Origin of the sequence: Gordonia sp. KTR9 (genome assembly GCF_000143885.2) — a bacterium.
Classification (GTDB): Bacteria; Actinomycetota; Actinomycetes; order Mycobacteriales; family Mycobacteriaceae; genus Gordonia.
The window spans coordinates 1,647,972-1,662,282 of sequence record NC_018581.1 but is presented as its reverse complement, the minus strand read 5'-3'; the positions used below and the strand labels follow the sequence as shown (position 1 = coordinate 1,662,282).

Annotated in this window: 15 protein-coding genes and 1 tRNA gene; 8 read left to right on the top strand and 8 right to left on the bottom strand. The window is 68.2% G+C overall.

From position 1 onward, the window contains the following. Window positions 1–57: 57 nt before the first annotated feature. From KTR9_RS08375 to KTR9_RS08365, 3 genes are all read right to left on the bottom strand, one after another. Window positions 58–573 (bottom strand): pyridoxamine 5'-phosphate oxidase family protein, encoded by a 516-nt coding sequence (locus KTR9_RS08375; protein ID WP_014926019.1) that lies wholly within the window; start codon window positions 571–573, stop codon window positions 58–60. A gap of 77 nt (window positions 574–650) precedes the next feature. Next, complete coding sequence (locus KTR9_RS08370; protein WP_044506284.1) at window positions 651–845, bottom strand: hypothetical protein; 195 nt, start codon at window positions 843–845, stop codon at window positions 651–653. A 1-nt stretch (window position 846) separates the two neighbouring features. Further along, on the bottom strand, window positions 847–1,974 hold the full coding sequence (locus KTR9_RS08365) for an LLM class flavin-dependent oxidoreductase (protein ID WP_044507761.1): 1,128 nt from the start codon (window positions 1,972–1,974) through the stop codon (window positions 847–849). 186 nt (window positions 1,975–2,160) lie between these two features. Here KTR9_RS08365 and KTR9_RS08360 point away from each other — a divergent pair, with 186 nt between their 5' ends. After that, window positions 2,161–3,333 carry an LLM class flavin-dependent oxidoreductase gene (locus KTR9_RS08360; RefSeq protein ID WP_014926017.1) on the top strand — a complete coding sequence of 391 codons (1,173 nt, stop codon included), beginning with the start codon at window positions 2,161–2,163 and terminating at the stop codon, window positions 3,331–3,333. Continuing rightward, the gene (locus KTR9_RS08355; RefSeq protein WP_014926016.1) at window positions 3,330–4,670 is read left to right on the top strand and encodes an NtaA/DmoA family FMN-dependent monooxygenase; all 1,341 of its coding nucleotides are present in this window, start codon (window positions 3,330–3,332) and stop codon (window positions 4,668–4,670) included. The genes KTR9_RS08360 and KTR9_RS08355 overlap by 4 nt, the downstream gene beginning before the upstream one ends. A gap of 47 nt (window positions 4,671–4,717) precedes the next feature. Here the strand turns inward: KTR9_RS08355 and KTR9_RS08350 are convergent. Together KTR9_RS08350 and fabG are read right to left on the bottom strand one after the other, a co-directional pair. Continuing rightward, window positions 4,718–4,789: transfer RNA gene (locus tag KTR9_RS08350), tRNA-Gln, on the bottom strand. 121 nt (window positions 4,790–4,910) lie between these two features. Further along, the gene (fabG, locus tag KTR9_RS08345; RefSeq protein WP_010844292.1) at window positions 4,911–5,666 is read right to left on the bottom strand and encodes a 3-oxoacyl-ACP reductase FabG; all 756 of its coding nucleotides are present in this window, start codon (window positions 5,664–5,666) and stop codon (window positions 4,911–4,913) included. A 329-nt stretch (window positions 5,667–5,995) separates the two neighbouring features. Here fabG and glmU point away from each other — a divergent pair, with 329 nt between their 5' ends. From glmU to arsC, 3 genes are all read left to right on the top strand, one after another. After that, window positions 5,996–7,456, top strand: coding sequence for a bifunctional UDP-N-acetylglucosamine diphosphorylase/glucosamine-1-phosphate N-acetyltransferase GlmU (gene glmU, locus KTR9_RS08340; protein WP_014926015.1), 1,461 nt, complete (start codon window positions 5,996–5,998; stop codon window positions 7,454–7,456). 57 nt (window positions 7,457–7,513) lie between these two features. Next, the gene (locus tag KTR9_RS08335; RefSeq protein WP_010844290.1) at window positions 7,514–8,491 is read left to right on the top strand and encodes a ribose-phosphate diphosphokinase; all 978 of its coding nucleotides are present in this window, start codon (window positions 7,514–7,516) and stop codon (window positions 8,489–8,491) included. A 391-nt stretch (window positions 8,492–8,882) separates the two neighbouring features. Continuing rightward, a complete protein-coding gene (gene arsC / locus KTR9_RS08330) occupies window positions 8,883–9,224 on the top strand; it encodes an arsenate reductase (glutaredoxin) (protein ID WP_010844289.1) in 342 nt (113 codons plus the stop codon). Between the two features lie 19 nt (window positions 9,225–9,243). Here the strand turns inward: arsC and KTR9_RS08325 are convergent, their stop codons facing one another. Continuing rightward, entirely contained in the window at window positions 9,244–9,690 is a 447-nt protein-coding gene (locus KTR9_RS08325) for a limonene-1,2-epoxide hydrolase family protein (protein ID WP_014926014.1), read from the bottom strand. A gap of 232 nt (window positions 9,691–9,922) precedes the next feature. On the opposite strand from KTR9_RS08325, the gene KTR9_RS08320 reads away from it, so the two are divergent. The 3 genes from KTR9_RS08320 to KTR9_RS08310 all read left to right on the top strand — a co-directional run bounded on the left by KTR9_RS08320 (window position 9,923) and on the right by KTR9_RS08310 (window position 12,281). Then, entirely contained in the window at window positions 9,923–10,555 is a 633-nt protein-coding gene (locus KTR9_RS08320) for a 50S ribosomal protein L25/general stress protein Ctc (RefSeq protein WP_014926013.1), read from the top strand. A 28-nt stretch (window positions 10,556–10,583) separates the two neighbouring features. Beyond that, complete coding sequence (gene pth / locus KTR9_RS08315; RefSeq protein WP_035718102.1) at window positions 10,584–11,150, top strand: aminoacyl-tRNA hydrolase; 567 nt, start codon at window positions 10,584–10,586, stop codon at window positions 11,148–11,150. Between the two features lie 111 nt (window positions 11,151–11,261). Further along, window positions 11,262–12,281 carry a beta-ketoacyl-ACP synthase 3 gene (locus tag KTR9_RS08310; protein WP_044507759.1) on the top strand — a complete coding sequence of 340 codons (1,020 nt, stop codon included), beginning with the start codon at window positions 11,262–11,264 and terminating at the stop codon, window positions 12,279–12,281. Window positions 12,282–12,461: 180 nt separating this feature from the next. On the opposite strand, the gene KTR9_RS08305 is transcribed toward KTR9_RS08310, so the two are convergent. Together KTR9_RS08305 and KTR9_RS08300 are read right to left on the bottom strand one after the other, a co-directional pair. Further along, window positions 12,462–13,226: an ABC transporter permease gene (locus tag KTR9_RS08305; protein WP_010844284.1), complete on the bottom strand. Its 765-nt coding sequence runs from the start codon at window positions 13,224–13,226 to the stop codon at window positions 12,462–12,464. Continuing rightward, entirely contained in the window at window positions 13,223–14,296 is a 1,074-nt protein-coding gene (locus KTR9_RS08300) for a daunorubicin resistance protein DrrA family ABC transporter ATP-binding protein (RefSeq protein ID WP_010844283.1), read from the bottom strand. Before KTR9_RS08300 ends, KTR9_RS08305 begins: the two co-directional genes overlap by 4 nt. Between the last annotated feature and the right edge of the window lie 15 nt (window positions 14,297–14,311).

Here is a 14,311-nt window from a genome sequence, read left to right as displayed (position 1 = left end):
AATATCGACGCACGGTCGACGGGATTCGACACACGGTCGACGGATTTCGACGCACAGTCAACGAGATTGGGCCGAATTCGGTGCGAACACCGTCATCCAGTGCGGGTGCAGCCGGTAGTAGACGACCTCGGCGTCCCAGTCGAAGGCGTCGTCGCCGTAGATCGTCTTGAAGTGCGCCACCAACTCGGGCCAGTCATCTGCGCGAGGACCGTCCAGCGGATTCAGGATCTCGACGGTCCCGTGGGTGAACACCCCCAGTTCCTCACCCTGGATGTGCGCGACGCTCGCGGCGGGACGGGCGGCGAGATGTCGGGCCTTCGCGGCGGCACGCGCCGTGCCGAAGACCCACTTCCCATGGAGGAAATGTCCGTCGACGGCACTGATTCTCGGTTCACCCGACGCCGTCACGGTCGAGAGCGCGAGGACACGCATCCCGGTCAGGATGTCGACGAGTTGTGCTGCGCCGACGGTGTTGTCACTGCTGATGATGGAACGCAGATGGTCCGTCGAGCGGGACAGGGAGGCGTCGAGAAGGGTCTGGAGTTCGCGGAGTTCATCCGGGGTCTCGTGCATGGTGGGCGTTCCTCGTGGGCTGTTCGCCGGCGACGACGGTCGTCGCCGAGGAACCCCATGGTGCCATCGGAAACCACCTACGAGGGCTGTCCGCGACCGACCGTTCTTGCTGTCTCGAGCGGCAATCCCAGGGGCGGCGCCTCGGGATGCAGGGCAGCGCCCGCGGCGAGAAGGTCCACGTCGACGCGACACCGTAAGGCGGCGAACAGCGTACCCAACGACGACCGCGCACCCGTGCGCCGTCCGAAACCCGCTGCATCGAAGCCGGTCACGTCAGTGTCCTCCCAATCCCCATGCAGTGGCGAGTAATTCATGCGACGCCAGCCGATGGTCGAAGTCGTGGGTGACGCTGGTGACCAGCAACTCGTCGGCACCGGTCACCCGGGCGAGCGTCCGCAGCCCGTCGACGACGGACTCGGGATCGCCCACGAACTGGGTGCGCACCCGATCGTCGACGAGAGGGCGCGCATCGTCGTCGAGGGAATCCGCTGTATCCGGGTCGGGATACGGTTGCGCGCCCGCCCCGCTGCGGATGCCGTGAACCCAGTGCCCGTATGTGGACGCGCGGTGACGTGCGGTCGGTTTGTCCTCGGCGACAACGACATCCGCGGAGACGATCACATACGGCTCGGCCAGGACCGGCGACGGCCGGAACGCACTGTGATACGCCTCGACGGCCTCGAGAACCGTGCTCGGGCTGACGTGATAGTTCGCGACGAACGGCAGCCCCCGCGCACCCGCTGTCTGCGCGCTCTGGCCCTTGCTGCTCCCGAAGATCCAGACCGCCACGTCCGCGCCGCGCCCGGGCACCGCGGTCAGCTCGACGCCGTGGTGCTCGAAGTCGCCGGCCAGGAGCGCGAGGACGTCGCCGACGGCGTCGTCGAAGTCCGGCGGTGACGCACCGTCGAACTGCGACGCCTCGAACGCGGCGACGACCCGCGGTGCGTTCAGGATCGACTCGACGGGGAACGGCGTCGGGATGAGCAGGCCGTCGACTATCTCGTCCGGCTGCCGCGGTGCGGATTGCCGGTCGGTGCTGGTCAATTCGGTGCGGCGCTGAGCGGAACGCCCGAGCCCCAAGTCCAGCCGGCCGGGATACAGCGCGTCGATCGTCCCGAACGCCTCCACGATCGACACGGGGGTGTGCAGGCCGCTCTGCACCGCCGCCGACCCCACGCGGATCGACTCGGTCGCGGCGGCGATCAGCCCGATGAGTGTTGTCGTCGACGAACTGGCCACCGCGACGAAGTGGTGCTCGGCGAGCCAGAACCGTCGGTAGCCCAGGCGTTCGGCGTGCTGGGCCAGCACGACGCTGCGGCGCACCGCTGTCGCGGCGTCACTCCCCTCGGTGACCGGGGCGAGATCCAGCACCGACAGCGGTATCGGTTCTCTTCCCGTCACACCGCTCTCCGACCGACTCGAGTCCTGCGCCGAACACACCTCATCCTGACCACCGAAACGTGGCCGCCGGTTTATCGGAAGGGTTTGGCCCACCGCGATCCGATGACCGACGCCCGGAATCCACGGTCTCTCCGCCACCGTTCGATCCAGGGACATGTATCGACGACACGACTGAGGGAGGACTCCATGGCCGAGCACGTGCACGTCGCCGTGGCGCTGGACGGAGCCGGGTCGCACCCGGGCGCGTGGCGGGCACCCGGAGCCCAGGCGCACACCCTGACCACGGCGGCGCACTGGCAGGAACGGCTCGCGGAGGCAGAAGCCGGGCTGCTCGACTTCGTCACCCTCGCGGATTCGTTCGCCCTGCACCGCGGGCATCCACGCACCGACCGGGCGACCGCGGGACTCGACTCGGTACTGCTCGCCTCCCGTCTTGCGCCGACGACCCGGTCGATCGGGCTGATCCCGACGGCGACCGCCACCCACACCGAGCCGTTCCACGTCTCCAAGGCGATCGCGACCCTCGACTACGTGAGCAACGGACGTGCCGGAGTCGTCCTGCGCACCACCGCGGATCCGGACGAAGCGGCGTTGTTCGGCCGGCGACGGTTTCCCGACGATCCCGCGGTGCTCGCCGACCTCGCGTCCGAGGCCCTCGACTTCGCCACCGTGATCGGACTGCTCTGGGACTCGTGGGAGGACGACGCCGAGATCCGCGACGTCGCGACCGGTCGGTTCGTCGACCGGGACAAGCTGCACTACATCGACTTCGCCGGAGACCATTTCTCGGTCCGGGGTCCCGCCATCACGCCACGACCACCCCAGGGCCGGCCGGTCATCGCGGCGACCGGCGCACATCCCACCGACCTGCGGGTGATCGGCCGGGGCGCCGACCTCGGGTTCATCAACCCCCGCGAGGTCGACGACGCAGTGCGCGCGGTGGACGCCGTGGGCACCGCCCACTCCGACGCCGGTCGCGGGATCGCCGACCCCGCACTCCTGTTCGTCGATCTGTTCGCCGTGCTCGCCGCGTCGGAGTCGGCGGCGAGAGCACGCCGGGCGCAACTCGACGAGTGGGCGGGTGAACCGTTCACTCCCGACAGCGCGGCCTTCGTCGGCACCCCGGCCGGGCTCGCCGACGAGATCGAACGCTGGACAGCCGTCGACGGGGTGAGCGGGGTGCGGTTGCACCCGGCCGCCGTGCCCGAGGACCTACACGTGATCACGCGGGAGGTCGTGCCGGAGCTGCAGCGTCGCAACCGATTCCATGACTCCTACACCGCGCCGACGTTGCGGGGCCATCTTGGTCTGGCGCGGCCGTCCAACCGTTTCGCCGCTGGAAAGGCCGGTGTCGCATGACCAAGCAGGTGCATCTCGCCGCCCACTTCCCCGGGGTGAACAACACCACGGTGTGGAGCGATCCGGAGTCGGGCAGTCAGATCGAGTTCGACTCGTTCGTCCATCTCGCCCAGACCGCCGAACGCGGGAAGTTCGACTTCTTCTTCCTCGCCGAAGGACTGCGGCTCCGCGAGCAGAACGGGCTGATCTACGACCTCGACGTGGTCGGACGACCGGACACCTTCACCGTCCTGTCCGCACTGGCCGCGGTGACCACCCACCTCGGCCTGACCGGCACCATCAACTCGACCTTCAACGAACCGGTCGATGTCGCACGGCAATTCGCCACCCTCGATCACCTGTCCGGCGGACGTGCGGCGTGGAACGTGGTGACCTCGTGGGACGAGTTCACCGGAGAGAACTTCCGTCGAGGCGGCTATCTGCCCGAGGACCAGCGGTACGCGCGTGCCGAGGAGTTCCTCACCGCGGCCGCGACGCTCTGGGACTCGTGGCGCGACGACGACGTGCTCGCCGACACCGCGAGCGGCCACTTCCTGGCACGCCCCGATGCCGGTGAATTCGAGTTCACCAGTACACAATTCGACATTCGCGGACACTTTCCCACGCCTCGTCCGCCGCAGGGGCGGCCGGTCATCTTCCAGGCCGGGGACTCCGACGAGGGCCGGGAGTTCGCGGCTGCCACCGCCGACGCCATCTTCTCCCGGCACGCCACCTACGATGCCGGGCGGGCGTTCTACACCGACGTCAAGCGGCGACTCGCCGCGTACGGACGGCACCCCGAACAGCTCCTGGTGCTCCCCGCCGCCACCTTCGTCGTCGGCGACACCGACGCGCAGGCAGCCGAACTCGCCCACGAGGTGCGCCTGCAGCAGGTCAGCGGGCAGACGGCGATCAAGTTCCTGGAGCAGTTGTGGAATCGCGACCTCTCCGACCACGACCCCGACGGTCCGCTGCCGCAGGTGGATCCGGTCCCGGGCGAGAACACGGTCGCCAAGGGACGCGCGAGCGTGCGCATGCACCGTGACCCGGTCGCCGTCGCGCGCGAGTGGCGCGACCTGGCCGAGGCGAAGAACCTGACGACGCGCGAACTCATCATCGAGGTCACCGGCCGCCAGTCGTTCGTCGGCTCACCGCAGACGGTCGCGCACACGATCAACGACTTCGTGCAGGCCGACGTCGCCGACGGCTTCATCCTGGTGCCCCACATCGTGCCCGGCGGACTCGATCGGTTCGTCGACGAGGTGGTGCCGATCCTCCAGGAGCTCGGTGTCCACCGCACCGACTACGAGGGCACCACGCTGCGGGACAATCTGGGGCTGGCACGACCGGCGGGATGAACCCGCCGGGCACCGAGAAAGGGCGCCGTCGCGCCTCGACTCATGAGCTCCGCCACCAGGACTCGAACCTAGAATGCCTGAACCAAAATCAGGAGTGTTGCCGATTACACCATGGCGGATCACTGCGCTGACGATTGTGCCACAGCCCGCGGGCACGCACGCCAGGTGACCACTCGACGAGAACTCGGCTCCCAGACCTCGATCGAGGTCTGGGAGCCGGAGTCGTGGTCCAGGAGGTGATCAGTCCTTGGGGCCGCCGGCCACGTAGACGACCTGACCCGACACGAAGCCGGCACCCTCGCTGATGAAGAAGGACGCGGTGTGGGCGATGTCCTCGGGCACGCCGACGCGGTTGACCGGGATCTGGCCCGCTGCGGCACGCTTGAAGTCCTCGAAGGGCACACCGATGCGCTCGGCGGTGGCGGCGGTCATCTCGGTCTCGATGAAACCGGGGGCGATGGCGTTCGCGGTGACCCCGAACCGGCCGAGTTCGATGGCCAGGGTCTTGGTGAATCCCTGCATGCCGGCCTTGGCCGCCGAGTAGTTGACCTGTCCGCGGTTGCCGAGCGCGGAGGTGCTCGACAGGTTGACGATGCGTCCCCACTCCGCCTCGACCATGTACTTCTGCACGGCCTTGGTGACATTGAACGCCCCACGCAGGTGCACGGCCATCACCGCGTCCCAGTCGTCGACAGTCATCTTGAACAGCAGGTTGTCGCGGGTGATGCCCGCGTTGTTGACGACCACCGTCGGCTTGCCGAGTTCGGCGACGACCTTGTCCACCGCGGCGTTCACCGAGGCCTCGTCGGCGACGTCGGCACCCACCGCGACGGCCTTGCCGCCGGCGTCGGTGATGGCCTTGACCGTGTCGGCGCAGGCATCGGCGTCGAGGTCCAGGACGGCCACCGCCAGTCCGTCGTCGGCCAGGCGCCTGGCCACGGCCGCGCCGATCCCCCGTGCGGCCCCGGTGACGATGGCCGTCTTCTGCGTGCTCATTCACTACCTCCGTGTGGTCGTTTCACGAACCGGACAACTCCGGCACGCGTGGTTCTGTCTCCCGCACCCACCCTGATCCGTCTGTGACAATCCACTGGGACATCGGCAGGTTCTACCGATTGATCGCTCGGCGTTCGCGGTCCCTATGTGTTCTATCAGGCCCGGTCGGGAGGATCCGGCACAAACTGCGCGCTGCATTTCTGCCACCGGGCACCGATGCGTAGGATCGCACCCGACGTGCGACCGCCGGTCGGGTCTGCGACCCCCGCCGCCGCCGTCGAGCAGACATGATCGCGGCAGTCACCGATCAGGAAGAGGGTGGGCATTCGATGACGGGAACGTCGCCATCCGTGGCCGTGATCGTCCTGGCCGCGGGCGCCGGTACCCGCATGAAGTCCAAGACCCCGAAGATCCTGCACACCATCGGCGGACGTTCACTCCTCGGCCATGCGCTGCACGGCGCGGCGGGCATCGAACCCGAGCATCTGATCGCGGTCGTCAGCCACGAGCGCGAACGGGTCACGGCGGCCATCGGTGAGATCGGCGCACTCCTGGGCGTCGAGGTCGGGATCGCCGAACAGGACGCGCCGCGCGGAACGGGCGACGCCGCCCGGGTCGGACTCGGCGGGTTGCCCGACGATTTCGACGGCACCGTCGTCGTCACCGCCGCCGACGTCCCCCTGCTCGACGCCGACACCCTGCGCGCCCTCGTCGACACCCACCTCGCCGACGGTGGAGCCGCCGTCACGCTGACGAGCTTCGTCGCCGACGACCCGACCGGATACGGACGGATCATCCGCGACGGAGACGCCGTCGCCGCCATCGTCGAGCACAAGGACGCGAACCCCGAGCAGCGCGCCGTGACCGAGGTGAACGCCGGCGTGTACGCCTTCGACGCCGCCGCGCTGCGGGTCGGTCTGTCGAAGCTGTCCACGGACAACGCGCAGGGCGAGTACTACCTCACCGACATCGTCGAGATCGCCCGCGGCGAGGGCCGGGCGGTCCGTGGGTTCACGGTCGCCGATCCGGTGCTCGTGGCCGGTTGCAACGACCGCGCCCAGCTCTCCGCTCTCGGTGCCGAACTCAACCGCCGGATCATCCGCCGCCATCAGCTCGACGGGGTGACCGTCGTCGACCCCGCCACGACGTGGATCGACATCGACGTCACCATCGAGCCCGACGCGCACATCGAACCGGGCACCCAGCTGCACGGCCGCACCCACATCTCCGCCGACGCGGCCATCGGACCCGACACCACCCTCACCGACGTCACCGTCGGAGCAGGTGCCCAGGTGATCCGTACACACGGCAGCGACGCGGTCATCGGCCCCGACGCCACCGTCGGCCCGTTCGCCTACCTCCGACCCGGGACGGCCCTCGGGGTCGCGGGCAAGATCGGCACCTTCGTCGAGACCAAGAACGCGACCATCGGCGACGGGTCGAAGATCCCGCACCTCACCTATGTCGGTGACGCGACCATCGGCGAGCACTCCAACATCGGCGCGTCGAGCGTCTTCGTCAACTACGACGGGGTTGCCAAGCACCGCACGGTGATCGGCGATCACTGCCGCACCGGCTCGGACAACATGTTCGTCGCCCCGGTCAGCGTCGGCGACGGGGCGTACACCGGAGCCGGAACCGTCGTGCGGCAAGATGTACCGCCGGGGGCCCTCGCGGTCTCGGCGGGAGAACAACGCGTCATCGAGGACTGGGTCGTGCGCAAGCGGCCCGACACCGCGGCGGCGCGCGCGGCCCTCGAGGCGCGCGAGAACGACTCCGGGCCGGCCTGACATCCCGACCCGCGCTCGACCCTGCAGATCCGAAACGACACCAACAGAAGAGTTTTCATGACCTGGACCACTGACAACCAGAAGAACCTGATGCTGTTCTCTGGTCGTGCCCATCCCGAACTCGCCGAAGCAGTCGCCGATGAACTGGGCATCAAGGTCACACCGCAGACCGCCCGCGACTTCGCCAACGGTGAACTGTTCGTTCGTTTCGAGGACTCGGTGCGCGGCTCGGACGCGTTCGTCCTGCAGAGCTGCCCGTACCCGCTGAACCAGTGGGTCATGGAGGCGCTCATCATGATCGACGCCCTCAAGCGCGGCTCGGCCAAGCGCATCAGCGTGATCCTCCCGTTCTATCCGTATGCCCGCCAGGACAAGAAGCACCGCGGGCGCGAGCCGATCTCGGCCCGCCTCATCGCCGATCTGCTCAAGACCGCGGGCGCCGACCGGATCATCACCGTCGACCTGCACACCGATCAGATCCAGGGCTTCTTCGACGGGCCCGTCGACCACATGCACGCGCAGGGGCAGCTCGCCGAGTACATCCGCGGCAAATACGGCACCGACAACATCGCGGTGGTCTCCCCCGACTCCGGTCGCGTACGTGTCGCGGAGAAGTGGGCCGACACCCTCGGTGGCGCACCACTGGCGTTCATCCACAAGACCCGCGATCCGTTGGTGCCCAACCAGGTCAAGTCCAACCGCGTCGTCGGCGAGGTGGAAGGACGCACCTGCATCCTGATCGACGACATGATCGACACCGGCGGCACGATCGCCGGCGCGGTGCGGGTCCTCAAGGACGCCGGGGCGGGCGACGTCATCATCGCCACCACCCACGGTGTGTTCTCCGACCCCGCGGCCGAGCGCCTCGCGAACTGTGGCGCGAAGGAGGTCATCGCGACCGACACCCTGCCGATCCCGGCCGAGAAGCGCTTCGCGAACCTCACCGTCCTCTCCATCGCGCCGCTGCTCGCGCAGACGATCCGCGAGGTCTTCGAGAACGGTTCTGTCACAAGCCTGTTCGACGGTATCGCCTGACCCTTCGAGGCTCGCTCCGCTCGCACCTCAGGGAACAAAAGGGACGCTGCGCTCGCACCTCAGGGAACAAAAGGGACGCTCCGCTCGCACCTCAGCTCTTTGCTCCCCAATCCGAGAGAACGACCTGCTTCCTGCTCCCTGAGGAGCGCCCGGAGCTTGCGGAGGGCGCGTCACGAAGGGTCTTCGCAACCCGACTCGCCAAGACCCTTCGTGACGCTCGCAAGCTCGCTCCTCAGGGAGCGGGGGGCTTTCGTAGTCCACGACGGCAGCCAGGCCGCAGTTACCGAGGTGCGAGGAGCGCAAGCCGCCGGGCCGAGCAAGCGACGAAGGAGCGCGTCGAGGTCGACGAGCCACGAAGGGCTGCGCAGTCGACCCGGGTACCGTGTGACCCGTGGACGCGACGATCTATCACAACCCGAAATGCTCGACCTCGCGGAAGGCATTGCAGGCCCTGCGCGACGCCGGCATCGAGCCGACCGTCGTGAAGTATCTCGACGAGCCGTACAGCCGCGACCAGCTCGTCGAGCTGTTCGCCGATGCCGGGCTCACGCCCGCACAGGCGGTCCGCAAGCGGGAGGCCCTGTACAAGGAACTCGATCTCGCATCGGCCACCGACGATCAGATCCTCGACGCCATGGTCGAGCACCCCGTCCTCGTCGAACGTCCGATCGTCGTGACCGCCAAGGGCACTCGCATCCCGCGACCCATCGACAAGCTCGACGAGATCCTCTGAGCGCCGGCCGCGGGTCGGGTCAGGCCGGGACGGCCGGCGCGGGCAGTGGCCGCTGCACCGACGGCACGGCCAGCGCGGCCACACCTCGCACCAGCGCCTTCGTCATGTCGAAATAGTCGAAGTAGTCGCGCCACACCGTGATCCGGCCCTCCCGCACCTCGAAGCGGCCGCACACCCAGAACTGGAGATGCAGCCGGCCGAGTCGGAGTTCGTCGACCCGCTCGGTCAACACGACGCCGGTGTCGTCAGAGCTCACGTTGATCATCCGGTAGTTGAATCCCACCGAGTCCTTGCGTGCCACTCCGCCCAGGACTCCGGCCACCTTCCGTTTCCCGCGGATCGTCGGCAGCGAGACGTTCGTGTAGGCGATGTCGTCGTCGATGGTCTCCAGCGCGGCGGGTACGTCGCCCCGCGCGAACTCGGTCAGCAGGGTCGTCACGATCTCGATCGGCGTCTGTGGGGTCATGGCAGACCAGTATCCCCGAGCTCGGCGCCGACAGCGGGCGATGTGACATCCCAGCAGGTCGTCGACTACTCTGATCGCCGTTGTCTCGGCGAGGGTGACCCAGTCACCGTTATCGGCGCGGCCATCGTAGTTCTCCTCGGTCGCCGACCGGCGGGTTCCGCGGTCGGCGTTCGTGCCCGGTGTTGCTCGTCGCGACGCCGACAGACCGCACACCACCCACGAGGAGACCCACATGTCGAACCAGGCCAGCAAGCTCTCGGTCAGCACCCGCACCGAGAAGGGCAAGGGCGCAGCACGCCGTGCACGTCGCGAGGGCAAGGTTCCCGCCGTGCTCTACGGCCACGGCACCGATCCGCAGCACCTGCACCTGCCTGCGCGCGACTTCGCCGCGATCCTGCGCAACAACGGCCTCAACGCCATCATCGACCTCGACATCGAGGGCGACAGCCAGCTGGCGCTCACCAAGCAGGTCGACGTCCACCCGATCCGCAACTACATCGAGCACGCGGACCTGCTCATCGTCCGTCGCGGTGAGAAGGTGACCGTCGAGGTCGCCATCATCGTCGAGGGCGACGCCGCCCCGGGCACGCTGGTCGTCTCCGACACCAGCCTCATCGAGGTCGAGGCGGACGCCCTGTCGATCCCCGAGCAGATCGTCGTCAGCGTCGAAGGTGCCGAGGCCGGCCTGTCCGTGCACGCTTCCGATCTGGACCTGCCCGAGGGCGTGACCCTCACCGCCGATCCCGAGACCCTGATCGTCGCGGTCACCGAGGCGCAGCTCGCGGCCACCGAGTCCGACGCCGACGGCTCGGCCGACGCCGCAGCCGAGGGCGAGGCCGCCGAGGCGGCCGAGGAGTCGGAGTAACCCCACCCTCGACTACTCGGTACGAGTGGTGAAATTGATTGTCGGCCTGGGTAATCCCGGGTCCAGGTACGAGAAGACGAGGCACAACGTCGGCGCGATGGTCGCCGACGGCCTCGTCGCCTCGGCCGGCGCGCGCTGGAAGGTGCACAAGAAGTCCGGCGCCGAGGTCGCCGAGGTACGCCTCGGCGGCCAGCCGGTTCTCGTGGCCAAGCCGCGCACCTACATGAACGAGTCCGGCCGTCAGATCGGTCCGCTCGCGAAGTTCTACTCGGTGTCCGTCGACGACCTGATCGTCGTCCACGACGAACTCGACATCGACTTCGGCGCCGTCCGCCTGAAACGCGGCGGGGGCGAGGGCGGCCACAACGGGCTGCGGTCGCTCAGCCAGGCACTCGGCACACGCGACTATCTGCGTGTGCGCATCGGCATCGGCAGGCCGCCCGGCCGTCAGGATCCCGCCGATTTCGTGCTGAAACCGTTCCCGTCCTCGGCTCGCAGCGAGGTCGAACTCCTGATCGCCAACGGTTGCGACGCCGTCGAACTACTGGTCGGACAGGATCTGGAGTCCGCACAGAACACCGTGCACGCCTGGTGAGGACCCCCTACCGGGCGGCAGCGCGGCCGTAGAATCGCTGCGGCAGGCAATGCGAAGGGATCGGCAACAGTGGTCAACCTCTCGGTGAAGACAGGACACCAGAACGTCTCGATGCTCGGCATCGGCGCCTACCGGCCGCGACGCCTGGTCAGCAACGACGAGGTGTGCGAAGTTCTCGACTCCTCCGACGAGTGGATCTTCGAGCGGAGCGGCATCCGCAATCGCCGCTGGATCAGCGGCGACGAGAGTGCACGGTCCATGGCCGCCGCGGCCGCCGAGCGGGCCATCGCGAACTCCGGCATCGCGAAGGACAAGATCGGCGCGTTGATCCTCGCCACCAACAGCTGGAAGACCAAGATCCCCCACGGCGGGCCGATCGTCGCCTACGACATCGGCCTCAACGGCATCCCGGCCTACGACGTCGCCGCCGGTTGCGGCGGCTTCGGCTACGGGCTCGGGGTCGCGGCCGACACCATCCGCGCCGGCAGCGCCGAGTACGTCCTGCTCGTCGGCGTCGAGACCATGTCGGTGGTCATGGATCCCACCGACCGCAACACCGCCTTCATCTTCGGCGACGGCGCCGGGGCCGTGGTCGTCGGCCCGAGCGCGGACAACGGGATCTCCCCGACCGTCTGGGGCAGCGACGGCGAGAACGCCGAGGCGATCGGTCAGAACTGGGACATTCCCGAGTACATGGACCGTGCGCAGGCCTACCAGGTCAAAGACCCCGAGACCGACCCGGTCGGACGCATGGTCGTGACGATGGCGGGACCCAAGGTGTTCCGATGGGCGGCCATCACCCTCCCCAGGGCGCTCGCCACCGTGCTGGAGACCTCCGGCGTCGGCGTCGAGGACATCGAGGTCTTCGTGCCCCACCAGGCCAACGCCCGCATCAACGACCTGATGAAGAAGAACCTCGGGTTCCCCGACGACCTGCCGATGGCGAACGACATCGAGAACACCGGGAACACCTCGGCGGCCTCGATCCCGCTCGCCATGGAGGAGATGCTCGCGACCCGCAAGGCCAGGGGCGGGCAGACCGCGCTGCTCCTCGGTTTCGGCGCCGGCCTCAGCTACGCCGGCGCGGTCGTGACCCTGCCCCCGGCCCCGGCGATTACCAGCTTCGACTGACGACCCACTCCTCCCTGATCCGAAAGAATCACACACCCCCTGGTCCCTGAGGTGCGAGGAGCGCAAGCGACGAGCCACGAAGGGTCTGGTGAGTTGCTTTGCGAGACCCTTCGTGACGCGCCCTCCGCAAGCTCCGGGCGCTCCTCAGGGAGCGGAGCGGGCAGCCCCCCGGACCAACGGTCAGGCGTTTTCCTTGCGGAAGACCGACGTGCCCCAGAGGGTTCCGAGTCCGGCGAGTACCAGCGAGGCAAGGACGCCCCACAGGACCTGAGCACTGGCGAGGTCGCCGGAGAAGGTGTCGCGCACGGCGTCGACGATCCACCGGAACGGCATGAAGTCGCTGAGGCTCTGCAGCCACGACGGCCCGAGGGTCATCGGGAGCAGGATGCCCGACAGCAACAGGACCGGCATCATCACCATGTTGATGAGCGGCGCCATCACGTCCTCGCTCTTCGTGGTGAGTGCGAGGGCGTTCGACGCCGCGGCGCACGCACCACCGATCAGCATCGTGATGACGATGCCGAGGATCACCCCGACCACCGACCCGCGCATGCCCATGAGATAGCCCAGCACCACCAGGATCAGAGCCTGGACGAGAAGCTGCAGCATGTCCCGCATGAGGCGACCGGTGAGCAGCGCCGTGCGGCTGGCCGGGGTCACCCGCTCGGCCTCGATGACGCCTTCACGCCATTCGCCGATCAAGCTGAAACCGGCGAACAGCGCACCGAACAGCCCGAGCTGCACGAGCAGACCGGGAACCAGGAACGTGTACGGGTTGTCCGCGCCGCCCGGGAACTGCGCGACGAGCGGCTTCAGCAGGGGTCCGAACAGCACGAGGTAGAGGATCGGCTGCATCACCCCGATGAGGACCCAGGCCGGGTTCCGCAGGTTCATGCGTATCTGGCGGTGGAACACGATGGTGCTCTCGCGGAGGAATGTGGTCATCGGTTGGCCCCCTGCTGGTTGAGTTCGGACGGTGCGGCGTCGGCCGAGCGGAGATCGGGATCGGTTGTGTCCGAGGCGATGTCGTTGCCTCGTTCGGTCTCGGCATCGCGCAGCGACCGGCCGGTGAGGGTGAGGAACACGTCGTCAAGCGTCGGCCGGATGACCTCGATGGAATCGAGGGTGATGCCCGCGGCGTCGAGGTCGCGCAGCAACCCGGGAACCGCCCGGCCGGCCCGGGGCACCCGGCTTCGGACGTGCCGGCCGTCGACCTCGATCCGGCCTTCGCCGCTGCCACCGGTGACCGAGGCCAGCTTCTCCGCGGCGGTGGACACGGCCGCGGAGTCGGCGACCTCGAGTGCCACCAGATCACCGGACACCTGTGCCTTGAGGTTGTCGGCGGTGTCGGCGGCCACGATCCGGCCGTTGTCGATGATGAGGATCCGGTCGGACAGTTCGTCGGCCTCGTCGAGGTAGTGCGTGGTGAGGAAGACCGTTGCGCCGCGATCGGTGCGTAGGCGCCGGATGTGGTCCCAGAGATTCGCCCGGGCCTGCGGGTCGAGCCCGGTGGTGGGCTCGTCGAGGAAGACCAGGGACGGTTCGTGGACCAGTCCCATCACGATGTCGAGGCGGCGCTTCTGGCCACCGGACATGTTCTTGGGCTGCCGTTCCCACAGACCGTCGAGCTGCAGCTGAGAGAACAGGGCGTGTCCGCGGCGCGTCGCCTCGGCCCGGGACAGTCCGTAGAGCATGCCGTGGTCGACGATCTCGTCGCCGGCCTGCGCCTGACTGAAGGTGCCGCCGGCCTGCGAGACGTATCCGATGCTGCGCCGGACCGAGACCGGGTCGGCGACCACGTCGAATCCGTTGACCGTCGCGGTTCCCGCGGTCGGCCGCAGGAGCGTCGTCAGCATCCGCAGCGTCGTGGTCTTGCCCGCGCCGTTGGGACCGAGGAACCCGACCACCTCCCCCTCGGCGATGTCGAGATCGACACCGTCGACGGCTCTCACCTCGCGTTTCTTCTTCCCTTTCCCGGTGTGGAACACCTGGACCAACCCGCGTGCGTGGATCATGCGGACTCCCCTTCT

Coding starts and splice junctions, on each gene's coding strand:
- glmU (WP_014926015.1), top strand. CDS start 5,996: ATGACGGGAACGTCGCCATCCGTGGCCGTGATCGTCCTGGCCGCGGGC.
- KTR9_RS08325 (WP_014926014.1), bottom strand. CDS start 9,690: ATGACCCCACAGACGCCGATCGAGATCGTGACGACCCTGCTGACCGAG.
- KTR9_RS08305 (WP_010844284.1), bottom strand. CDS start 13,226: ATGACCACATTCCTCCGCGAGAGCACCATCGTGTTCCACCGCCAGATA.
- KTR9_RS08355 (WP_014926016.1), top strand. CDS start 3,330: ATGACCAAGCAGGTGCATCTCGCCGCCCACTTCCCCGGGGTGAACAAC.
- KTR9_RS08335 (WP_010844290.1), top strand. CDS start 7,514: ATGACCTGGACCACTGACAACCAGAAGAACCTGATGCTGTTCTCTGGT.
- KTR9_RS08320 (WP_014926013.1), top strand. CDS start 9,923: ATGTCGAACCAGGCCAGCAAGCTCTCGGTCAGCACCCGCACCGAGAAG.
- fabG (WP_010844292.1), bottom strand. CDS start 5,666: ATGAGCACGCAGAAGACGGCCATCGTCACCGGGGCCGCACGGGGGATC.
- KTR9_RS08300 (WP_010844283.1), bottom strand. CDS start 14,296: ATGATCCACGCACGCGGGTTGGTCCAGGTGTTCCACACCGGGAAAGGG.
- KTR9_RS08360 (WP_014926017.1), top strand. CDS start 2,161: ATGGCCGAGCACGTGCACGTCGCCGTGGCGCTGGACGGAGCCGGGTCG.
- KTR9_RS08310 (WP_044507759.1), top strand. CDS start 11,262: ATGCTCGGCATCGGCGCCTACCGGCCGCGACGCCTGGTCAGCAACGAC.
- KTR9_RS08375 (WP_014926019.1), bottom strand. CDS start 573: ATGCACGAGACCCCGGATGAACTCCGCGAACTCCAGACCCTTCTCGAC.